The organism is Amycolatopsis thermoflava N1165, from assembly GCF_000473265.1.
GTDB classification, from domain to species: domain Bacteria; phylum Actinomycetota; class Actinomycetes; order Mycobacteriales; family Pseudonocardiaceae; genus Amycolatopsis_E; species Amycolatopsis_E thermoflava.
Genome location: NZ_KI421511.1, coordinates 4,084,735 through 4,106,575, shown reverse-complemented (window position 1 = coordinate 4,106,575; position 21,841 = coordinate 4,084,735). Strand labels below are relative to the sequence as shown.

General features: G+C 72.2%; 18 protein-coding genes. 14 read left to right on the top strand and 4 right to left on the bottom strand.

Going from position 1 to position 21,841, the window contains the following annotated elements; translation table 11 throughout:
* The 7 genes from AMYTH_RS45340 to AMYTH_RS0120200 all read left to right on the top strand — a co-directional run bounded on the left by AMYTH_RS45340 (position 1) and on the right by AMYTH_RS0120200 (position 11,670).
* Positions 1-2,547 carry a sensor histidine kinase gene (locus AMYTH_RS45340; protein WP_084022635.1) on the top strand — a complete coding sequence of 849 codons (2,547 nt, stop codon included), beginning with the start codon at positions 1-3 and terminating at the stop codon, positions 2,545-2,547.
* On the top strand, positions 2,544-3,236 hold the full coding sequence (locus AMYTH_RS0120225) for a response regulator (RefSeq protein WP_027931849.1): 693 nt from the start codon (positions 2,544-2,546) through the stop codon (positions 3,234-3,236). The genes AMYTH_RS45340 and AMYTH_RS0120225 overlap by 4 nt, the downstream gene beginning before the upstream one ends.
* Positions 3,237-3,476: 240 nt before the next feature.
* The gene (locus AMYTH_RS0120220) at positions 3,477-4,136 is read left to right on the top strand and encodes a hypothetical protein (protein ID WP_027931848.1); all 660 of its coding nucleotides are present in this window, start codon (positions 3,477-3,479) and stop codon (positions 4,134-4,136) included.
* Positions 4,129-4,647 (top strand): hypothetical protein, encoded by a 519-nt coding sequence (locus AMYTH_RS0120215; RefSeq protein WP_157360633.1) that lies wholly within the window; start codon positions 4,129-4,131, stop codon positions 4,645-4,647. The genes AMYTH_RS0120220 and AMYTH_RS0120215 overlap by 8 nt, the downstream gene beginning before the upstream one ends.
* A 194-nt stretch (positions 4,648-4,841) precedes the next feature.
* The gene (locus AMYTH_RS0120210) at positions 4,842-5,174 is read left to right on the top strand and encodes an acylphosphatase (RefSeq protein ID WP_051362761.1); all 333 of its coding nucleotides are present in this window, start codon (positions 4,842-4,844) and stop codon (positions 5,172-5,174) included.
* A 121-nt stretch (positions 5,175-5,295) separates the two neighbouring features.
* Complete coding sequence (smc, locus tag AMYTH_RS0120205) at positions 5,296-8,877, top strand: chromosome segregation protein SMC (RefSeq protein WP_027931845.1); 3,582 nt, start codon at positions 5,296-5,298, stop codon at positions 8,875-8,877.
* Positions 8,878-9,171: 294 nt separating this feature from the next.
* The gene (locus AMYTH_RS0120200; protein ID WP_027931844.1) at positions 9,172-11,670 is read left to right on the top strand and encodes a glycoside hydrolase family 172 protein; all 2,499 of its coding nucleotides are present in this window, start codon (positions 9,172-9,174) and stop codon (positions 11,668-11,670) included.
* 340 nt (positions 11,671-12,010) lie between these two features.
* Here the strand turns inward: AMYTH_RS0120200 and AMYTH_RS0120195 are convergent, their stop codons facing one another.
* From AMYTH_RS0120195 to AMYTH_RS0120185, 3 genes are read right to left on the bottom strand one after another with little or no spacing between them, the layout of a single operon-like run.
* Complete coding sequence (locus tag AMYTH_RS0120195; protein WP_027931843.1) at positions 12,011-12,610, bottom strand: maleylpyruvate isomerase N-terminal domain-containing protein; 600 nt, start codon at positions 12,608-12,610, stop codon at positions 12,011-12,013.
* Complete coding sequence (locus tag AMYTH_RS0120190) at positions 12,611-14,140, bottom strand: sodium:solute symporter (protein WP_027931842.1); 1,530 nt, start codon at positions 14,138-14,140, stop codon at positions 12,611-12,613.
* A complete protein-coding gene (locus AMYTH_RS0120185) occupies positions 14,127-15,305 on the bottom strand; it encodes an anhydro-N-acetylmuramic acid kinase (protein ID WP_027931841.1) in 1,179 nt (392 codons plus the stop codon). The genes AMYTH_RS0120190 and AMYTH_RS0120185 overlap by 14 nt, the downstream gene beginning before the upstream one ends.
* A 106-nt stretch (positions 15,306-15,411) precedes the next feature.
* On the opposite strand from AMYTH_RS0120185, the gene ftsY reads away from it, so the two are divergent.
* The 7 genes from ftsY (at position 15,412) to AMYTH_RS0120150 (ending at position 21,049) form a co-directional block, all read left to right on the top strand.
* Positions 15,412-16,791, top strand: coding sequence for a signal recognition particle-docking protein FtsY (gene ftsY, locus AMYTH_RS0120180; protein ID WP_027931840.1), 1,380 nt, complete (start codon positions 15,412-15,414; stop codon positions 16,789-16,791).
* Positions 16,792-16,909: 118 nt separating this feature from the next.
* Positions 16,910-17,428 carry a type VII secretion target gene (locus tag AMYTH_RS47100; protein ID WP_051362760.1) on the top strand — a complete coding sequence of 173 codons (519 nt, stop codon included), beginning with the start codon at positions 16,910-16,912 and terminating at the stop codon, positions 17,426-17,428.
* Positions 17,428-18,738, top strand: coding sequence for a putative T7SS-secreted protein (locus AMYTH_RS48940; RefSeq protein ID WP_027931839.1), 1,311 nt, complete (start codon positions 17,428-17,430; stop codon positions 18,736-18,738). The genes AMYTH_RS47100 and AMYTH_RS48940 overlap by 1 nt, the downstream gene beginning before the upstream one ends.
* A gap of 18 nt (positions 18,739-18,756) precedes the next feature.
* Positions 18,757-19,248: a hypothetical protein gene (locus AMYTH_RS0120165; RefSeq protein ID WP_027931838.1), complete on the top strand. Its 492-nt coding sequence runs from the start codon at positions 18,757-18,759 to the stop codon at positions 19,246-19,248.
* The gene (locus AMYTH_RS0120160) at positions 19,245-19,844 is read left to right on the top strand and encodes a YbaB/EbfC family nucleoid-associated protein (RefSeq protein WP_037322619.1); all 600 of its coding nucleotides are present in this window, start codon (positions 19,245-19,247) and stop codon (positions 19,842-19,844) included. Before AMYTH_RS0120165 ends, AMYTH_RS0120160 begins: the two co-directional genes overlap by 4 nt.
* The gene (locus AMYTH_RS0120155) at positions 19,841-20,623 is read left to right on the top strand and encodes a hypothetical protein (RefSeq protein ID WP_027931836.1); all 783 of its coding nucleotides are present in this window, start codon (positions 19,841-19,843) and stop codon (positions 20,621-20,623) included. The genes AMYTH_RS0120160 and AMYTH_RS0120155 overlap by 4 nt, the downstream gene beginning before the upstream one ends.
* Positions 20,624-20,725: 102 nt before the next feature.
* Positions 20,726-21,049 carry a DUF4333 domain-containing protein gene (locus tag AMYTH_RS0120150; RefSeq protein WP_027931835.1) on the top strand — a complete coding sequence of 108 codons (324 nt, stop codon included), beginning with the start codon at positions 20,726-20,728 and terminating at the stop codon, positions 21,047-21,049.
* Here AMYTH_RS0120150 and AMYTH_RS0120145 read toward each other — a convergent pair whose 3' ends face one another.
* A complete protein-coding gene (locus AMYTH_RS0120145) occupies positions 21,050-21,817 on the bottom strand; it encodes an IclR family transcriptional regulator (protein ID WP_027931834.1) in 768 nt (255 codons plus the stop codon).
* Positions 21,818-21,841 lie beyond the last annotated feature (24 nt).

Sequence of the window (21,841 nt, the reverse complement as noted above, 5' to 3'; positions counted from 1 at the left end):
GTGGACGTGGAGAAGGAACCGCCGCGCCGGGGAGAGCTGCGCATCTACCTCGGCGCGGCGCCCGGCGTCGGCAAGACCTACGCCATGCTGGGCGAGGCGCGGCGCCGCCTCGACCGCGGCACCGACGTGGTCGCCGGGCTGGTCGAGACCCACGGCCGGGCGAAGACAGCGGCGCTGCTGGAGGGCATCGAGGCGGTGCCGCGGCGGCGGATGACCTACCGCGGCCGCGACTTCGAGGAGCTGGACGTGGACGCGGTGCTCGCCCGCGCCCCCGAGGTGGCCATTGTGGACGAGCTGGCGCACACCAACGTGCCCGGCTCGCGCAACGAGAAGCGCTGGCAGGACATCGAGGAGCTGCTCGCCGCCGGGATCGACGTGCTGTCGACCGTGAACGTGCAGCACCTGGAGAGCCTGAGCGACGTCGTGGAGCGCATCACCGGCGTCGCGCAGCAGGAGACCGTGCCCGACGACGTCGTGCGCCGGGCCGAGCAGGTGGAGCTGGTCGACATCACGCCGGAGGCGCTGCGGCGGCGGCTCGCGCACGGCAACGTCTACCCGGCGGAGCGGATCGACGCCGCGCTGGGCAACTACTTCCGCACCGGCAACCTCACCGCCCTGCGCGAGCTGGCGCTGCTGTGGGTGGCCGACCAGGTGGACGTGGCGTTGCAGCGCTACCGCGCCGAGCAGCGCATCACCGACACGTGGGAGACGCGGGAGCGGGTGGTCGTCGCGATCACCGGCGGCCCGGAGAGCGAGACGCTGATCCGGCGCGGCAGCCGCATCGCCACCAGGGCCGGAGCGGAGCTGCTGGTGCTGCACGTCCTGCGCGGCGACGGGCTGTCCGCGCTCGGGCACGTCGAGACCGGCCGGTACCGCAAGCTCACCGACCAGCTGGGCGGCACGTTCCACACCGTCGTCGGCGACGACGTGCCGACCGCGCTGCTGGACTTCGCGCGCGGCGTCAACGCGACGCAGCTCGTGCTGGGCACGTCCCGGCGGTCGCGTGTCGCGCGGCTGTTCGACGAGGGCATCGGCGCGACGGTGGTGCAGCGGTCCGGGCAGATCGACGTGCACATGGTGACCCACGACGAGGCGGGCGGACGGCTGCGGTCGTGGCTGGGCAGGCGCAGCCCGCTGGCGCCGTCGCGGCTGCTGGCCGGCTGGGTGCTGGCGTTCCTCGCGCCCGCCCTGGCCACGCTGACCGGGGTGCTGCTGCGCCGGGAGCTGGACTTCTCCACCGACGTGGTCGACTACTTCCTCGCCACGGTGGTGGTCGCGCTGGTCGGCGGGCTGGGACCGGCGCTGGTGGCGGCGCTGCTGTCGGCCGGGTTGCTGAACTTCTTCTTCACCGAACCGCTCTACACGCTGACCGTGCACGCGCAGAGCAACGTGATCACCCTGGTCGCGATGGTCCTGGTCGGGGTGCTGGTCGCGCTGGTCGTGGACCGGGCGGCGCGGCGGGCCACCCAGGCGGCGCAGGCGCGCACGGAGGCGGCGTTGCTGGCGTCCTACGCGCGCACGGTGCTGACCAACGCCGAGCCATTGCCGCGGCTGCTGGAGAAGGTGCGCGAGAACTTCGGCATGGAATGCGTGGTGCTGCTGGAAAAGCGCGACGGGAACTGGCAGGTGGCCGAGCACGCCGGCGTCAACCCGTGCGGCAAGCCGGACGAAGCCGATGTGGACATCCCGGTCACCGCGGACGTGCACCTGACGTTGCGGGGCCGGGCGTTGCCCGCGGCGGACCGGCGCGCGCTGGAGGCGGCGGCCGGGCAGGCGCTGCTCGCGTTGCGGCAGCAGCGGATGGCGGCCGCACAGGCGGAAGCCGAGCGCCAGGCCGAGGCGACCCAGCTGCGCACGGCGTTGCTGTCCGCGCTGGGCCACGACCTGCGCACGCCGTTGACCTCGATCAAGGCCGCGATCGGGAGCCTGCGGGCGCAGGACATCGACCTGTCGCCGGAGGACACCGAGGAGCTGCTGGAGGCGGCGGAGGAGTCGACCGACCGGCTCGCCCGGCTGGTGAACAACCTGCTCGACTCGTCGCGGCTGGCGGCCGGGGCGGTGCGGACGCACCTGCGGCCGGTGGGGTACGACGAGGTGGTGGCGCACGCGCTGTCGAATGTGGACGGTTCGGAGTCGGTCGCGGTCGAGGTGGACGAGCGGCTGCCCGCGGTGATGGCCGATCCCGGGCTGCTGGAGCGGGTGATCGCGAACGTGCTGGACAACGCGTTGCGGCACGGCGGCGGTCCGGTGGCGGTGCGGGGTTCGGCGTACGCGGAGTGGGTCGAGCTGCGGATCGTGGACCACGGGCGCGGCTTGAAGAAGGGGATGGCGGAGGCGGCGTTCGCGCCATTTCAAAGGCTCGGGGACCGGGACGCGACGCCCGGGGTCGGGCTCGGGTTGTCCGTCGCGAAAGGATTCACCGAGGCCATGGGCGGCACGATCCGGGCGGAGGACACGCCCGGTGGCGGGCTCACAGTGGTGGTGGCGCTCAAGGCGTGCCAGGCTCCCGACGTGGTGCCGGTGGTGCTGAAGGAGGTGGCTCCGTGACCGAGCAGACCGGCACGGTACTGGTGGTCGACGACGAGCCGCAGATCGTGCGCGCGCTGCGGATCAACCTGACCGCGCGCGGGTACAAGGTGGTGACGGCGCACGACGGGGCGGCGGCGCTGCGGGCGGTGGCCGACACGAAGCCGGACGTCGTGGTGCTGGACCTGGGGTTGCCGGACATCGACGGCACGGACGTGATCACCGGGCTACGCGGGTGGACCACGGTGCCGATCATCGTGTTGTCCGCGCGCGGCGAGTCGCCCGACAAGGTCAAGGCGCTCGACCTGGGCGCGGATGATTACGTGACGAAGCCGTTCGGGATGGACGAGCTGCTCGCCAGGCTGCGCGCGGCCATGCGGCGCTCCGCGGTGCCGCCCGCGGAGGGCGAGGCGCTGATCGAGACCGAGTCGTTCACGCTGGACCTGCTGGCGAAGAAGGTGCACCGCGACGGGGTCGAGGTGCACCTGACGAAGACCGAGTGGGGGGTGCTGGAGCTGCTGGTGCGCAACCGCGGCCGGTTGGTGGCGCAGAAGCAGCTGCTGCGGGAGGTGTGGGGTCCGGGGTACGAGAACGAGTCCCACTACCTGCGGGTCTACCTGGCGCAGCTGCGGCGGAAACTGGAGCGGGAGCCGTCCCGGCCGAGGCACCTGATCACCGAGCCCGGGATGGGGTACCGCTTCGAGGCCTGATCCCGGCGCCGCTCCGCGGGGCCTGCCGCCCGGCAGCGCCCGCCGGCGTGTGACCCCCGCCGGCGGCGCGGCCCCGCCGCCCTGGGGTGGCCAAGTCGCCGCCCGGAGTGGCTGACTTGTCGCCCGGAGCGGTCGCCCGAGGGTGATCCGCCCTGTCAACATCCGGCGACTTCCGTACCAGGGCAGAGATCCGGGCGTCGCCCGATGTGGGCGGCTTTCCCGGGCGGCAGCCTCGGAAGCATGCTCAAGAGTTGGCGGCACGCGGCCGTCTGGTTGCACATCATCACGTCCGTCGGCTGGATGGCCGAGGCGCTCACGTTGTTCGTGCTCATGCTGATCGGCTCGGGCGGGGATCCCGGCCGCCGGGCGAGCGCGATGTCCATGGCCCACGCCATCGACCTGCACCTGCTCGCCCCGCTGGCCAACGCGTCCGCGTTCACCGGGTTCCTGCTCGCGGCCGCGACGCCGTGGGGGTTCTTCCGGCACTGGTGGGTGTTCGGCAAGTTCACGATCACCGTGGTGCAGTTCAACGTCGCCATCATCGTGCTGTCCCCGGCCCTGGCGGACGCCGAACAGGCGGCCCTGGCAGGGGATCCGTCACCCGCGCCGTGGGGTCTCGTCGCCGGCACCGTGCTCATGGTGAGCGCGATCGCGTTCCAGGCCTGGCTGTCGGTAGCGAAACCGTGGAAGCGCACGCCCTGGGCCGGTGCCGCGAAACCGCAGACCGGTCCGGTGTGGGTGTTCGCCGCCGCGGTGTGCGCCCCGCTCGCCGACGCCGGGATCGGCCTGGTGCTGGGCTTTCCGATCCCGCTGCTGTCGGTGATCGCGCTGGTGACGCGGCTGGTCAGCCGACGGCGATCAGGCCTGCCCGCTCGGAGTCGTGCTGTCGTTGGTGGTTGAGTCCGACGGTGGTTGCGTCGGGCTTTCGGTCGGCGTGCTGGTCGATGTCTCGCTGCTCGAGGACGACGACGGCGTGCTCGTTGACGTGCTGGTGGGCGGCTGCGTAGGCGTGGTTCGCGTCGCGGTGGTGTCGCTGCGCGGGGGAGTGGTCGTGGTGCCCGGCGGGAGCGTGGTGCCGGGCGGGATGACCGTGCCGGGCGGCAGCGGCGTGCCGGGCGGCAGCACTATCGGCGCCTCGCCGGAGCCCTCGGCCGGCACCAGCGTCACGACCTGCGTCCCGTCCGGGTTGGTGGTCACCACGGCCGTGCGGGTGCCCGCGGGGATCGCCACACCGTCGACGGTCACCGGCGTCTGGCCGGGCGCCGCGTCGCCGGGGATGAGCTGCGCCCCCGACGTCGAGTTGGTGCCCCCCGGCACCGCGACCTTCGGCGAGCCGCCCGGTGCGATGATCGTGGCCAGTCCGCCGAACGCGGTGGCGAGCACGACGCCGCTGACCGCGAGCAGCACGTAGCCGCTGCGCTGGCTGCGCGAGGCGGAGTCGCGTGGCGGGGACACCTCGGTCCGACGACCCATGTGGGCCATTTGACGCTCCTTGACTGGCGGGGAAACCGGCTTGAGCACATCCGGACGGGTGAGCCCGAATGGTGGCGCCTGCCGGGGAGATTAGCACTGGGAGTGAATACCGATCTGTCCAGGAGCACCGGCATGATCACCCTCCGCATTCGGAAAGCTTCCGGCAGGATAGGGGACGTGACGGGTGAAAAGGACGCCGTCCGGCTCACGGCGTGGGTCGGCGGACGGGTTCAGGGAGTGGGTTTCCGCTGGTGGACCAGGTGCAGGGCGCTGGAGCTCGGCCTGGTCGGCAGTGCGCGCAACCTCGACGACGGGCGTGTTCGGGTATTGGCGGAGGGTAGTCGGGACAACTGTCAGCAGCTACTTGACACCCTTCGCTCAACATCATCACCCGGTCGTGTGGATCAAGTCGTCGAGCACTGGTCGCCGGCGCAGGGCGGGCTGGACGGCTTCGTCGAGGAGTGACACCTGGGGCGGCTGAGCACAGTGGGACTCCCGGGGACAACACGCCCACGGGCATGACCGGGACGCCCACCCGCCCCCGATAGACTCCGTGGATCACCCAGGCGTTGAAGGGTCCCGCCACGTGCATCTCAAGAGCTTGACGCTGAAGGGCTTCAAGTCCTTCGCCTCGGCTACCACCTTGCGGTTCGAACCGGGCATCACCTGCGTCGTCGGCCCGAACGGGTCGGGGAAGTCGAACGTGCTCGACGCGCTGCGGTGGGTGATGGGCACGCAGGGCGCGAAGGACCTGCGCGGCGGCAAGATGGAGGACGTCATCTTCGCCGGCACCTCCGGCCGCGCCCCGCTGGGCCGCGCCGAGGTCACGCTGACCATCGACAACGCCGACGGCGCACTGCCGATCGAGTACAGCGAGGTCTCGATCACGCGCCGGATGTTCCGCGACGGCGCCAGCGAGTACGAGATCAACGGCAGCTCGTGCCGCCTGCTGGACATCCAGGAGCTGCTGTCGGACTCCGGCATCGGCCGCGAGATGCACGTCATCGTCGGCCAGGGGCAGCTGGCGCAGATCCTGGAGTCGAAGCCGGAGGAGCGCCGCGCCTTCATCGAGGAGGCCGCGGGTGTGCTCAAGCACCGCAAGCGCAAGGAAAAGGCGCTGCGCAAGCTCACCGCGATGCAGGCGAACCTGGACCGCCTCAACGACCTGACCGCCGAGCTGCGCCGCCAGCTCAAGCCGCTGGGCAAGCAGGCCGAGATCGCCCGCAAGGCGCAGGCCGTGCAGGCCGAACTGCGGGACTCGCGGCTGCGGCTGCTGGCCGACGACCTGGTGACCCAGCGCGAGGCGATCGCGCGCGAGGAGGCGGACGAGAACGCCGCGCGCGCCCGCCGCGCCGAGGTGGAGCAGGCGCTCGAACTCGCCGGCGCCGAAGAGGCCCAGCTGGAGGCGATGGTCGCGGAGGACGCGCCGCGCCTCAACGCCGCGCAGGACACCTGGTTCAAGCTGTCCGCGCTCGGCGAGCGGCTGCGCGGCACGGTGCGGCTGGCGGTGGAGCGGCAGCGGCATCTGTCCGCCGACGTCGAGACCTCGACGGGCGGCCGCGACCCGGAGGAGCTGCTGGCCGAGGCCGAGCAGGTCGCCGAGCGCGAGGCCGAGCTGAACGAAGCGGTGATGATCGCCCGCGAGACGCTCGCCGAGGCCGTGCTGCGCCGCGAGGAGCTGGAGCACGAGGTCCAGGCCGCGGAGAAGGCCCACATGGCCGCGGTGCGCGCGATCGCCGACCGGCGCGAAGGCCTGGCGAAGCTCACCGGCCAGGTCGAGGCGCTGCGCAGCAAGAACAGCGCGACCTCGGACGAGATCGACCGCCTCACCGCGGCCATCGACGAGGCCGCGGCGCGTGCCGAGCTGGCGGTCGAGGAGCTGGAGGAGGCCAGGGCCGAGGGCGGGGTCGAGGAGTCCGACGACGCCGACCTGCAGGACCGGCACGACCGCGCGGTGCAGGCCAACCAGGCCGCCAAGGCCCGGGTCGAGGAGCTGGTCAAGGCCGAGCGGCAGGCCGAGCGCGAGATCGCGTCGGAGAAGGCGCGCGTGGACGCACTGTCGATGGGGCTGCGGCGCAAGGACGGCGCCGGTGAGCTGCTCGGCGCGAGCGACCAGCTGCCCGGGCTGCTCGGCTCGGTCGCCGCGCTGCTGTCGGTCGAGACCGGCTACGAGGTCGCGCTCGCCGCGGCGCTCGGCCCGGTCGCCGACGCGGTCGCGGTGCAGGGTGGCGACGAGGCGATCGCGGCGCTGAAGTTCTTGAAGGACAACGACTCCGGCCGCGCCGGGGTGCTGCTCGGCGGCGCTCCGTACACAGTGGACACCTCGGCTTGGCCGTCGCTGCCGGACGGCGCGCGCTGGGCCCGGGACGTCGTCACCGCGCCGGAGCCGCTGCGTCCCGCGGTGGAGCGCGCGCTGGACCGGATCGCGGTCGTGGACACCCTGGAGACGGCGCGGCAGCTGGTCGCGGCGCACCCGGAGGTCAGCGCCGTGACCGCCGAGGGCGACGTGTTCGGTTCGCACTGGGCCGTCGGCGGTTCCGGCCGCAGCGAGAGCGTCATCGAGGTGCAGGCCGCGGTCGACGAGGCGCGCGACCGGCTGATGGCCGCGGAACGCCGCCTGGAGCAGACGGCCGCCGAGCTGGAGGGCGCCCGCGCCGAGCAGCAGGCCCGGCGCGAAGAGGTGGCCCAGGCGAAGGAAGCGCTGTCCGAGGCGAAGGTCCGCAAGGCCAGGTCGTCGGAGCGGCTGAACCGGCTGCAGCAGGCCGCGCGGTCCGCCGAGGCCGAGGTGACGCGGCTGCGGGACCAGCGCGCGAAGGTCGAGGCCAGCCGTGAGCAGGCGCTGGCCAGCCTGGCGGAGCTGGAGGAGCGGCTGGCCGCGGTCGCCGAGCAGCCGGTGGACGAGGACCCCGACACGAGCGCCCGCGACGAGGCCGCGGAGCGGCTGGCGGCGGTGCGCCAGGAGGAGGTCGAGTCGCGGCTGGCGCTGCGGACCTCCGAGGAGCGGGCACGCAGCATCGCCGGCCGCGCGGACTCGCTGCGCCGGGCCGCGCACGCGGAGCGCGCGGCGCGGGAGCGGGCCGAGAAGGCGCGGGCGGCGCGGGCCCGTGGCGCGGAAATCGCCGCGGCCGTGGTCGACGCGGGTGAGCTGGCGCTGGAGCGGATCGAGCTGTCGGTGCAGCGGGCCGCCGCCGAGCGCGACGAAGCCCAGGCCGTGCGCCAGCAGCGCGAGGCCGCGCTCACCCAGGTGCGCAACAAGGTTCGCGAGCTGACCCACGAGCTGGAGAAGCTGACCGACGCGGTGCACCGGGACGAGGTGTTGCGCGCCGAGCAGCGACTGCGGCTGGAGCAGCTGGAGACGAAGATCGCCGAGGACTTCGGCATCGGCCTGGAGGACCTGGTCGCCGAGTACGGCCCGGACGTGCCCGTGCCGCCGAGCGCGCAGGAGATGGCCGAGTACGAGGAGGCCAAGGCGAACGGCGAGCAGGTCAGCGCCCCGCCGTCGATCCCGTACGACCGCAGCACCCAGGAGCGGCGCGCGAAGCGGGCCGAACGGGACCTCGCGACGCTGGGCAAGGTCAACCCGCTGGCGCTGGAGGAGTTCGCCGCGCTGGAGGAACGGTACAAGTTCCTGTCCACCCAGCTGGAAGACCTGAAGGCCACGCGCAAGGACCTGCTCACGGTCATCAAGGAGGTGGACGACAAGATCCTCGAGGTCTTCACGTCCGCCTACCACGACGTCGCCCGCGAGTTCGAGACGGTGTTCTCGGTGCTCTTCCCCGGCGGCGACGGCCGGATGGTGCTGACCGAGCCGGACGACATGCTCGCGACCGGCGTGGACGTCGAGGCGCGCCCGCCGGGCAAGAAGGTCAAGCGCCTGTCGCTGCTGTCCGGTGGCGAGAAGTCGCTGGTCGCGGTCGCGATGCTGGTCGCGATCTTCCGCGCGCGCCCCTCGCCGTTCTACGTGATGGACGAGGTCGAGGCCGCGCTGGACGACACCAACATGCGGCGCCTGATCGGCCTGCTGGAGCAGCTGCGGGAGTCCTCGCAGCTGATCATCATCACGCACCAGAAGCCGACGATGGAGATCGCGGACGCCCTCTACGGGGTCAGCATGCAGGGCGACGGCATCACGAAGGTGATCAGCCAGCGCCTCCGCCAGGAGGCCTAGCAAACCACCGCGGGTCGGGCGCACGGCAACGCAACGACGCCGACCAACGCCCCAGACCTCCCCCGCGCCCGGGTTTTGACACCCACTTCCCTCGAAAGTGTCCGTTTCGATCACTCCTGCCCGGCAATAACCCTCAGTGTCTGATCCGTAACCACCCATGTGGCGCTAGACACACTGAAGCCACCAGGCGCTAAGTTCAGAAAACGATTACTCGCGCTCCGGCGCGGCGGTCCGTCCAGGCTGGGGGTCCCCACTGTGCCCGAAAGTTCCTTCGTCGCGCCCAAAAACCGCTCCGTGATCGTCGTGCTCGGGCTGGTTCTCGCGCTCGTCGTCGGTGTTCCCGCCGGTGCGGCGCCTGCTCCCGGGGCGAGCGACAAGGGACCCGTTGGCTGGGACGTCTACCGATCGATCGACGGGCTCGCCCGGATGCGGCCCGGTGAGCAGGTCAAGCAGTTCTCCAGTTTCGACCGGGCGGGCAACAACGACGACGGCTTCGTCGGCACCTACTCGTGCCTGCGCGAGGAGGCCAACGGGGACTGCCTGCTCGCCGACGCGCGCGGGCCGGGCGAGGTGTCCTCGATCTGGTTCACCTACGAGTCGACGTCGGTCGCCGCGATCGGGCGGATCAAGATCGAACTGGACGGCAAGGTCGTGCTGCAGGGTTCGTTGCAGGACATCGTGAACGGCGCGCAGGGCGCGCCGTTCGTGTGGCCGCTGGTGGGGAACTCGGCCGACACCATGGGCGGCGCGGCGATCAAGGTGCCGATGCCGTACACGACCTCGATGCGGATCACCACCCAGAACAACCCGCACTTCTACCACGTCACCTACCGGCAGTTCGCCGACGCGGCGGGGGTGCGCACGTTCAACCCGGCCGACAAGGCCACGGACGTCATCCAGCGCCTGCGCGGGTTCGGCGTGCGCGACCCGAAACCGGCGGCGCCAGGGGCGCGGGTCCAGTCGGCCGCGGTCGACGTGCCTGCCGGGTCCGCGGCCTCGATTCCGTTGCCGTCCGGCGCGCGGCGCATCACACAGCTCAACCTCCGGTTGCCGCAGGTCATCGCGGCCCCCGGGCTGTCCGACGACGGCCGCGCGTACGGCGCGGGCGGCAGCTCGTTCACCGCGACCGTGGCCCCGGAGAACGACGGCGTGCGGATCACCCGCCGCGTCGACGCCGGCATCGGCGAACAACGCGCGGACCTGCTGGTCGGCGGGCGTCCGGCCGGCCAGTTCTACAGCGGTCCGGCCCGCGCCGGGGGCGGCTGGCTGGACCAGGTCGTCGAGGTGCCCGCGGACCTGACCCGCAACCGGTCGCAGGTGCAGGTCGCGACCAGGTTCGTGTCCTCAGCCGAGGACGTCAACGAGTTCCGCTACGAGGTGCACAGCAAGGTCGGCGGGCAGTGGGTGCGCACCGACGTGCTCGACCTCGGCCACAACCACCCCAACGAAGAGGCCGTGCACGGGTACCGGGTGGACGGTGAGCGGTGGGCAGGGCTGCGGCGTTTCCGCTACCCGGCCGACCCCGGGCAGGCCACGGCGTCCGAGGCGGTGCTGGAGGGCCTGCGGCTGCGGCTGACCTTCGACGGGCAGACCACGGTCGACGCCCCGGTCGGGGAGTTCTTCGGCTCCGGGCTCGGCAAGTACGCGTCGCGGACGCTGCTGCACGCCATCGACACCACGGAGAACGGCGCGTTCACGGCGTGGTGGCCGATGCCGTACGCCCGCAGCGCGGTGGCGGAACTGGTCAACACCTCGGGCGTGCCGGTCACCGGGGGCAGCCTGGAGGTGACATCGGCGCCGGACTCGGGCGTGGCCGCGGGCCTGCGGGACGGCACCCTCGGCTACTTCCACGCGACCCACCACCGGGCCGCGACGGTGTCCGGTCAGGACTGGAACTTCCTCACCGCGCAAGGGCGGGGCGTGTTCTACGGGGTCACCTCCAGCATGCGCGGCGGCATCCCGCCGGGGCAGAACCAGCTGAACTACCTCGAAGGCGACGAGCGGATGTACCCGAACGGCTCGGCCAGCCCGGCGATCCACGGCACCGGGTCCGAGGACTTCTACGAGTCCGGCTGGTACTTCCAGGACGGCCGCGACGGCGGGGTCGAGGGCGTGCCGTACGCGATGCCGCAGGCGGGGCTGGTCAGCCGGGAGGACGCGAGCGACGGCTGCCAGTACGTGTGCCTCAACGCCTACCGGCTGATGATCGGCGACGGGGTGCCGTTCGGCAACGGCATCGAGTTCGACATCGAGCACGGCGACCGGTCGTCGATGCCTGCCGACTACAGCTCGACCGCGTACTGGTACGGGCAGAGCACGCCGTCGATGAGCCAGAGCGACGTGGTCGAGGTCGGCGACGACGCAAGCCGGTCGCAGCACGGGTATTCGGCGCCGGGCGAAACGCGCGAGTCGCTGACGTCGACGTTCGAGGGCAAGCGGGACCGCACGCCGGTCACCGGGACCACGACGGCCACCACCCAGCCGGTCACGTTCACCGCGCGGGTGGACCAGTCCAACGGCGGCTTGCGGTTGCACCGGGTTTCCGACCAGGCCCAGGCGTTCCAGCACGCGCGGGTGTTCGTGAACGACCGGCTCGTCGGCGAGTGGTACCAGCCGCTGGGCAACACGCATTCGCGGTGGCTGGAGGACAGTTTCGACATCCCGGCCTCGGCGACGGCAGGCCAGACCTCGGTGCGGGTGCGGCTGGAACCGGTCGCGGGGGCGCCGGCCTGGTCGGCGTCGCGCTACACGGTCTTCTCGCAGGGCGCGCCGACCCAGCCCGCGCAGGACTAGGCCGCGGCCAGCGCTGCTGCGGTGCGCGGAGCCGGTTTGGGGCTGCGTGGGTGTCGGTGTGCGTCGGCCGGGGGCGTTGTGGTGGTTATTCGTGTGCTGTGGGTGCTCGGGCTGAGCGCGGTTGGTGGTCGGGCGGGTGGCGGGGTGTCGCTGCTGTGGTGCGGCGGGCCCGGGCGTGCGGCCGCGCGGCTGGATGGTGGTCCAGCCGGTGCGCCGGGGCGGCCGGCCGCATCGCGAGGCCGCTCGGCACGGTGGCTGGCCGCCCGCCAGTGCCGCGTCGGCGCTCTGGCCGCTGCCGCCCCGCCGCGCCGGTGATACGCCCACCCAGCGGCCGCACGTCCTAGCTGATCGGCGCCGAACCGTCCCATTCGGACAGTGGCGCGCAGTGCCACCGCCACTTCGTCAGTCTCGGGTGGCCCGGCAGGGACGCCCGCCCGTTGGCCCACAGCAACGTGGGCCACGGGTCGGTGTCCATCGGCGTCCACGGGAACAGCCGGTACAGCGCGGCGGCCGCCAGGCGGGGCGTCGGCGAGAACTCCACGCCCAGTCCGCGCGCCGCGTCGGAGGTGTGCACCAGCAGCTCGTCGCACGCCATGGCCGCGAAACCGGACGCGTCGGCGACGCCCCACGGGTGCCAGCCGCGGGCGTCGGGCGAGCTGGTCGCGACCACCGCCGCCAGCACCTTCGCCGTCGTGCCCAGCGTGACCACCAGCTCGGCCGGCTCGGACTCCGGCCGCACCTTCGTCTCCATCGTCGACAACTCGACCGGCCCGGCCGCGAGGTCGTAGGAGTACCAGTGCACGCAGTCCGCGATGTGGGCGACGACCTGCGCGACCGTCATGTCCATCTCCGGAATCGCGGCCGACCAGTCGCGGTGCAGTTGCCCCGACAGGAACTCCGCGCACTCCTGCGCGGTGGACAGCAGGGCGTTCGCATCCATCTAGACCGGCTCCGGTTCCTTCGCGGCCGTGGTGTCCGGAGTGCGGTGCCGCAGGGACAGCGCGCCGCCCACGACGAGCGTGATCAGTACGCCGAGCAGCGTATACCACGGGAATGCCAGCACGACCGGCCTCGCTCCGGGCGCGGGCGGGATCTTCACCCCCAGCACCACGACCGCCATCACCGCGACTGTCACCACGAACGCGATGATCGCGTCCAGCTGCCGCGCGCGCTTGACCCACATGCCGAGGAAGAACGCGCCCAGCATCGCGCCGTAGGTGTAGCCGGTGATCGACAGGCCCTGCTCGATCACCGGGTTGTTCCGGTTGCTGAACAGCGAACCGAACACCGCGAACACCACCGCCCACACCAGCGTCCAGATCCGGCCGTGCCGCAGCAGTTTCGAATCCTCCGGCTGCCGCTTGGTGAACCGCTGGTAGAGGTCGGCGACCGTCGAGTTGGACAACGCATTGAGCGCCGAGGCGAGCGCGCCCATCGTGGACGCCAGGATCGCGGCGATCAGCAGTCCCGCGACGCCGACCGGCAGTTCGCTGGTGATGAAGTTGGTGAACACGTCGTCGCCCTTCACGCCCAGCTCGGGCAGGGTGCGGAACCCGTTGTGCGCCCACAGCATCGCGCCGACGAACAGGAACAACGCGAACTGGACGGTCACCGCGACGCCGCTGCCGATCAGCGCCTTGCGGCCGTCGGCGACGCTGCGGCAGGCCAGGAACCGCTGCACGATCAGCTGGTCCGTGCCGTGCGAGGCCATGGTGAAGATCGCGCCGCCGACCACGGCCGTGACGAACGCGTACTGGCTGGTCAGCAGGTGCAGGACGTCGAAGTTGAAGTCGAACAGCCGGAAGATCCCGGCGTCCGCGGCGCGCGAGGTCCACCCGTCGGGAAGTTTCCCGGCCAGCACGATCATCGCGATGATCGCGCCGCCGATGTAGACCGACAGCTGGATCACGTCCACCCACACGACGGCCTTGATGCCGCCCACCAGCGCGTAGATCACGGTGAGCGCGGTCAGCACCACCACGATCTGCCAGTACGACGTGTTCAGCCCGAAGTGCTTGAGGATGACCTGGATCGGGATCGCGCCGGCGAACAGCCGCACGCCCTCGGCCAGCAGCCGCGTCACGATGAACGCCACCGACGACACACCCTGCATGGCCGAGCCGAACCGCTCGCCGAGGAACGCGTACGCGGTGGTCTGCTGTCCCTTGAAGTAGCGCGGCAGCAGGACGAACGACACGAGCGTGCGCCCGATGATGTAGCCGAACGGCAGCTGCAGGTAGGTCAGGCCGTTGTAGTTGCCGGACGCCGCCCAGATCAGGCCCGGCGTGCTGATCACGGTGAGCGTGGAGGTCTCGGTGGCGACGATCGAGAAGCACACCGCCCACCACGGCAGGCTGCGTTCGCCGATGAAGTAGTCCGCCGCCGAGCGCTGGCGCCGCCCCACGAGCACGCCGATCGCGGGCATCGCGGCCAGGTAGACCACGATGATCGCCAGGTCAACTGGGTGCATCAGGCACTCCTATCGGTTGGTCCGGGTGGGCCGCTACCCGCAGACGGGTGACGGTCACCGGATGTGGAGCGGGCATCGACAGCGGGTGCGCGCCCGGGGTGATGCTGCCGAGCAGCCGGGGTCCGCGTGCGCCGGTCGCCTCCGGCAGGTTCGCCGGGACACCGTGCCAGGTGAGCCAGCCGAGCAACGCGGTCAGGTACGCCTCCTTCGCGTCGCGGGGCAGCCCGAACTCGTCGCTCGTCGCCAGCCGGGCGGCGGGCAGGTGCCGCGCCAGCGCGCGCATCAGCGACGGGTTGTCGGCGCCGCCGCCGGAGACGATCACGGTGGTCGCGTCCGCGCAGGCGCGGGCGATGGTGACGGCGGTCAGCTCGGTGAGGGTGGCGAGCAGGTCCTCGTCGCGGACGTCGAGCCCGTCGGTCGCGGCACGCAGGTAGCCGGCGTGGAACAGCTCCTTGCCGGTCGACTTCGGTGGCGGGGCCGCGTAGAAGGGCTCGTCGAGGAGGCGGCGGAGCAGTTCCTCGTGAATCTGCCCGCGGGCGGCGATGGCGCCGTCCAGGTCGCTGCTCTGGGCGCCGCCGGTCACCTGGTGCGCGGCGAGGTCGAGCAGGGCATTGCCCGGGCCGGTGTCGAAGGCCTGCACGCCGTCCGCCCGCACGACGGTCACGTTGGCGATGCCGCCGATGTTCAGCGCGACGGCCGGGGCCAGGTCGCGCAGCCACAACGCGTCGAGCGTGCTGGCCAGGGGAGCGCCGTGCCCGCCCGCCGCGATGTCCCGGACACGCAGGTCGGCGACCACCGGCAGCCCGGTCCGTTCCGCGATCCAGGCCGGCTGTCCCAGCTGCAGGGAGCCGCGGGCGCGACCGCCGTCGACCCAGTGGAAGACGGTCTGGCCGAGGGAGGCGACCAGGTCCGCGGTGCCGGACAAGGTGCTCGCGGCTTCGGCGAAGGCCTGCCCCACCCTGGTGTCCAGGCGCGTGACCTGCTCGACGGTGGTTCCGGACGGCGGGAGCGCCGCGAGCAGCTCCCGCCGCAGGTCGCCGGGGTAGGGGACCGACGAGTGCCCGAGCGGGACGAGCACGACCTCGTCGCCGGACGCGGTCAACTCGGCCAGTGCCACGTCGATCCCGTCGACCGACGTGCCGGAGATGAGCCCGACGACGCGCATGACCGAGTGGTCTAGTCCTTTTTTGACCGGAGCGCAAGGCATCCGGTGAGTTTTTGTCCGCGAGGGGTGTCCTGCCCGGTCAACCAGCAGATGCGAGGATGGCCACGTGGCGGAAAACCTCTGGTTCTGGATCATCCTGGTGGTCGTCGTCCTGCTGGCGATCCTCCTCATCACCGGTCTGGTCTTCGCCCGCAGGCGGCGGATCAGCCTGACCGAGGCGGAGCCGGAGCGGGAGACCAAGCCCCCGAGAGGCGGGAACTACCAGGCCGGCGGCGGCATCGCCCTGGCGCCTGGTGGTCAGAAGACGGAGACGGCCGAACCGCCCGAGCACCCCGCGGGTGAGCGCACCGAGGTGGACGGGCAGCCGGGTGTCGGCGACGACGCCTCCGTGCCCCGCGACTCGCCCCGCCGGGGCATCGTCGACGTGGGCCTCCCGGAGGCCGAGGCGCCCGCGCCGCCGGCGCAGGTCCCGGCCACACCCGAGGTGCCTGCGACGCCCGAGGTACCTGCCGCGCGTGAGCCGGAGAAGGTCGCGGTCGCGGTCGAGGAGCCGGAGCCGGTCTCCGGGCGGATCGAGCGGCTGCGCGGGCGGCTGTCGAAGTCCCGGTCGATGTTCGGGCAGAGCCTGCTCGGCCTGCTCGGCGCCGGTGACCTGGACGAGGACTCGTGGCAGGACGTCGAGGACACCCTGCTGATGGCGGACCTCGGAGCGGCCACGACGACGGAGATCGTGGAGACGCTGCGGACCGAGTTGACCGCGCGGGCGGTGCGGACGTCCGCGGAGGCGCGCACGGTGCTCAAGACCGTGCTGACCAACGCGCTGCACCCGGACTGGGACCGCTCGGTGCGGGCGCTCGCGCACACCGTGGACGGGACGAAGCAGCCGGCCGTCGTGCTGGTCGCGGGTGTCAACGGCACCGGCAAGACCACGACGACGGGCAAGCTCGCGCGGGTGCTGGTCGCGCAGGGCAGCGAGGTGCTGCTGGGCGCCGCGGACACCTTCCGCGCGGCGGCGGCCGAGCAGCTGCAGACCTGGTCGGAGCGGGTCGGGGCCGAGGTCGTGCGCGGCAAGGAGGGCGCCGACCCGGCGTCCGTGGCGTTCGACGCGGTCAAGCGGGGCGTGGACGCCGGGGTCGACGCGGTGCTGATCGACACGGCGGGCCGCCTGCACACGAAGACCGGCTTGATGGACGAGCTCGGCAAGGTCAAGCGGGTCGTCGAGAAGCAGGCCAAGGTCGACGAGGTGCTGCTGGTCCTCGACGCCACGACCGGCCAGAACGGGCTGATGCAGGCCCGCGTGTTCCGGGAGGTCGTGAACGTCACCGGGATCGTGCTGACCAAGCTCGACGGCACCGCCAAGGGCGGCATCGTGTTCCAGGTCCAGCGGGAACTCGGGGTGCCCGTGAAGCTCGTCGGACTGGGCGAAGGGCCGGACGACCTGGCGCCCTTCGAGCCGGCCGCCTTCGTGGACGCCCTGCTCGGATGAGCCGTCACCCGTCCGGGTGAGATGATCATAAACGCCGTACAAGGTCGGCTGGATTTCGCCAGTCTGTGAAGGCGCGCCGCGGGGAGCGGCGCGCCTTTTCCTTGACTGGGGGTGGGCGATGACCGGCTTCGGCGCGGTCCCGGACGAACTGCGGCAGACGGCGAGCACCATCGGGGACGTCGTGTCCGGCGTCGCCGGCGTGGCCTTCCGCGCACCGGCCGGCGACTACGGGCACGCCGGCGTGCAGGCGGGCTGGACCGATTTCCTCCGCGAGATGGAGGCGCAGCTGAAGAAGCTGCGCGCCAAGGCCGAGGAGCACGGCGAGAGCCTGCGTGTCGCGGCAGGCGTGTACCTGGAGTCGGACGACGACGCCGGCCGGTCCCTGGCCGGCATCGGCGAGCTGATCGGCGAGACCGGTGACCCGCTCGGCGGCATGGTCGGCGGCGGCTTCGCCGGTGCTCGCGTGACGGGCAGCGCGCCCGCGAGCGCCGCCGGTCTCCAGGGCGCCGCCAGTGGTCCGGTCGAGCAGGCCGGGATCATGAGCCCGGAACGCGCGCGCGAGCTGTTCCCGGACGGCGGCAGCATCTCCAGCCGGCTGAACCCCGCCGAGTTCGACGCCGACGAGCGGACCTACTGATGGCCGCCGGACTCGGTGAGACGACCAACCCCAGGGAGCTGATCCCGGGCGAGCCGGAGCTGATCGCAGGCGACCTGCGCGACCTGGTCGCCGGCATCCAGCAGATCGGCACCACCGGCGACGGGCTCGCCGGGATCGCCCCCGCGCAGTGGAGCGGTGCGGCCGCCGATGCCTTCCGGGAGGCGTTCGGCGCGGAGCCGCCCAAGTGGATCGAGACCGCGGCGCTCCTCGGCCAGGGCGGTCAGGCGCTCGCGGACTTCGGCGACGCGCTGACCTGGGCGCAGTCCGAAGCGCAGCGCGCCATCGAGATGTACACCGAGGCGCAGGCCGCCTCCCGCGCGGCAGCCACCCAGTACGACGCCCAGGCCGCGCAGGCTCAGGCCGTCGGTCAGGCTCTCGCCCCGTTCCAGGACCCCGGCGAGGCCCTGGCGAGGGAAGCCCAGTCGGTGCTCGACTTCGCCCGCGCCCACGTGAGCCAGATCGGCGATTCCGTCGCGGCGGCCTTCGGTTTCGAGCCCGACGGCGACGGCGGGTACCGCAAGGAGCTCGGCGAGAAGAGCCACGAACCCGGGAGGCAGAAGGGGTTCGAGTGGGGCTCCCAGTCCGACGGGATGCTCAGCGACCGGATCGACGAGACCCTCGAAGCGCTCGGCTTCGACCTCTCGGACGAGACCTTCAGCGCCTCCGCGAGCGGGGAGCTGGTGGGCGGGAGCCTGGACGGCTCTTTCGGCGCCGGTGCGCTGTCGGGATCGGGGAAGCTCGAGGGCTCGCTCTTCGGCGCCAGCGCCGGCGTGTCCGGAAGCGTCAACGCCCTCGGTGTGACCGCGGCGGCGAACGCCGAGGCGTGGCTGGCCAAGGGGTCGGCAGAGGGACAGGTCAAGCTCGGGGAGCACGCCGGCGCTTCCGGGCACGCGGAAGCCTCCGTTGGAGTGCGGGCCGAGGCCGAGGGAAGCGCGAGCCTGACCGGTGTCCGGGGCAGCCTGGGAGGCTCTGCCGGCGTCCGGGCCGGTGTCGCGGCGAGCGCCGAGGGGGCTGGCCTCAGCGCGGGCGTTCACGGCGGGCTCTCGGCCGGGGTCGGTGCGCACGCGGACGGCCAGATCGGGATGGGCGACGACGGCAAGTTCCACCTGAGCGCGTCGCTCGGCCTGACCTTGGGCATCGGCGCGGACGTCGGGTTCGACATCGCGATCGACCCGCAGGAGGTCGTGGACACTGTGACGGACGTGGCCGACGACGTTGCCGACATCGCGACGGACGTCGGGCACGGGCTGGCCAACGCCGCGGACGCGGTCGCGGACTTCCTGTTCTAGGACGGAGACGGAGACATCGTGGTAGCCACCATTCCGGTGCCGATCCAGTTCTCGCTGCCCGAGGGCTGGCAGTCGGTGCGACCGGCCGAGGTCAAGGCCGACGAGGCCGCGTTCGTGGCCCTGCGCCCGCCCGCGGTCAAGGGGTTCACCCCGAACATCACGATCAGCGGCGAGCTGCACCCCCGCGACGTGTCGCTGACCGAACTCGCCGACGCGGCGCTGGACCGGCTGCGCCGCGGCGCGCCGGACGCCCAGCTCGGCAGGCGCAAGGAGGCCGGGTCCGCGGGCGGCCCCGGCCTGACACAGGCCGTGCGCCTGTCCCTGATGCTGAACGGCAAGCCCGAGCAGGTGGTGCAGCTCCAGGTGTTCCTCGGCATCCGCGACACCCGTGAGCCGAGCCGGTACGCCGTGCTGCAGATCGTGCTGAGCTCGCTCGCCGAGCAGTTCGACCAGGTCGTCGGCGACTTCCACGAATTCCTGTCGACCATCCGCCCGGAGGAGACGCGGTGAGCGAGTTCGCCCAGCAGTTGCTGCGCCGGATCGAGGCCATCGACACCGCGGCGGCCGACAACCGCCGCCGCGCCCAGGCCTACGAGCAGATGGCCGGGGAACTGAAGGACGTGACCGCGGAGGCGGTCTCGCCGGACGGCGCCGTCCGGGTCGTCGCGGGCGCGGGCGGCGAGGTCAAGGCGGTGACCTTCGGCGAACGCGTCCGCGACCTGCCGCCGGCCGCGCTGTCCGCGGCGGTGATGCACACCCTCGCGGTCGCGCGGGCCGCCGCGGCCAGGCAGCAGGCCGAGGTCGTGCGCCGGGGCCTCGGCGACACCGAGCTGCTGGACCGCGTGCTCGACGCGGACGAGAACACGTTCGGCGACCAGCGGCCGAAACACCCCGGTCCGGCTCCCGTGTTCGTCCCACCTCGCGAAGAGGAACCGCTGGAGACCGCCGACCAGCTCTTCGAGGAGCGCCCGGCTGTTCCGCCGCCACCGCCTCCCGCCCCGACGCCGGTGCCGCCTCGTGCGCCCGCGGCGCACCGGCGGCCGCCCGCGCAGGACGACGAGCCGTTCGAGGAGACCGACCTGTTCGCGGACGGTTCGAGCCGGTGAGCGCGGGAGCGGTCGTCGCGATCGCGGTCGGCGGGTCGGTGCTCTTCATGGGGCTGATCACCTGGCTGATCGTGTGGTTCAACCGCAGGCAGGGCGCCGCCGCGGCGGTCACGCTCGCCAAGTTGCGGGAGGAGTTGCCGCGGCGGGGGTGGACGTACGTCGAGCGCGACGATTCGTTGGCCGAGGCCTACAACCGGCAGTACGAGCAGTTCTGGAGCCCGGAGCAGAGCCAGTTCTGGCGGCCGAACCAGCCGGTATGGCGGTCCGGCTTCCAGGCCAAGGCGCCGGGGCCGCTGGAACAGCACTTCATCCGGCCCCCGCACGCGCGAAGCGCTCACGACATCATCACCGGCACCCACCGCGGCCGCCCGTTCGTCGCCGCGACGCTCGAAATCTTCTACATGCACCAGATCACCACCGAACTCTGCATCTGGGTGCGCACGCCCGCGCCGTGCCCGCCGGTGTACGTGCGGCAGACGGTGGGAATGGTCAGCAAGATCAACGCGGCCGTCGGGCAGGGCGACTTCCGCACCGGCCACCCGGCCTTCGACGACCGGTTCGACGTCAACGGGCCGGACGAGCGGTTCCTCGCCCACGTGATCACTCCGGCGCTGGCGGAGTTCCTGCTCACCGATGCGCGCCGGTTCCGCGGGTTCACGCTGTTCGCCGACCGCGTCGACGCCCTCGACCGGATCCGCGACCACCGCGATCCCGCCGAACTGGTCGCGGCGCTCGACCTCCGCTGCGACATCCTCGACCGCATCCCCCTGATCGGGTGAGAAGATCGGGAACGCTGTGCAAGCCAGGTCAGAGCAGTGCAGGATGTGAGGGCGCGTCGCTGGGGAGGCGGCGCGCTCTTTCACTTCCTGGGGGTTCTCGCAATGTTCCGCGCCGCGCTCGTCGTCTGCTCCGCCCTGCTGCTCGCCGGCTGCACAGTCACCGTCGGGACGACCCGTTCGCTCAGTCAGGAGACCGTCGAGCAGGGGATTTCCGACACGGTCCTCAGCATGGTCGGGCACCGGCCCGAGGCGGTCGATTGCCCGGATCCGCTGACCGCGCAGCCGGGTAAGACCGCTCGCTGCGTGCTCACCGTCGGGGGCAAGCGCTACGGGGTCACCGCGACGGTCACCGCAGTCGCGAACGGCGGCGCCGACTACCACATCCAGGTCGACGACCAGCCCCTCGAAAACCCCTGGTTCGGCTGATCAGGCGCTCTCCGCGAGGTGCGTCGACAACGTCGCCGCGGTCGCCTGGACCAGCGGGGCGATCCGCGAGACCGCCTCGCGTGTCAGCCGGCCGGAGGGGCCGGACACCGAGACCGCCGCGGGAGCCGGTGTCCCGGTGAGCGGGACCGCGATGCACCGCACTCCCAATTCCTGCTCGCTCTCGTCGACGGCGTAGCCCTGCGCCGCCACCTGGGCGAGGTGCGCCAGCAGCTCGTCGGGGTCCGTGAAGGTGTGGTCGGTGTACGCGGGCATGCCCGTGCGGTCCAGCAACGCGCGGACGTCCTCGGCGGGCAGCTGCGACAGGATGGCCTTCCCGACGCCCGTCCCGTGGGGCAGCACCCGCCGCCCGACCTCGGTGAACATCCGCATCGAGTGCTTCGACGGCACCTGCGACACGTACACCACCTCGTCGCGCTCCAGCACCGCCAGGTTCGCCGTCTCGCCGGTCGCCTCCACCAGTTCCGCCAGCAGCGGACGCGCCCACGCGCCGAACTGCATGCTCGCGTTCTCGCCGAGCCGGATCAGCCGCGCCCCCAGCGCGTACTTCCGGTTCGTGTTCTGCCTCACGTAGCCGAGCTGCACGAGCGTGCGGATCAGGCGGTGGATCGTCGGCATCGGCAGGCCGGACGTGGCCGCCAGCTCGGACAGGCTGGCCTCGCCACCGGTGTCAGCCAGCCGCTCGAGCAGCTCGAACGCGCGACGCAGCGACTGGACCCCGCCGTCTCGTCCTGCCTTCTCCTCGGCCACCGCGACTCCTCACATTGAGCTTCC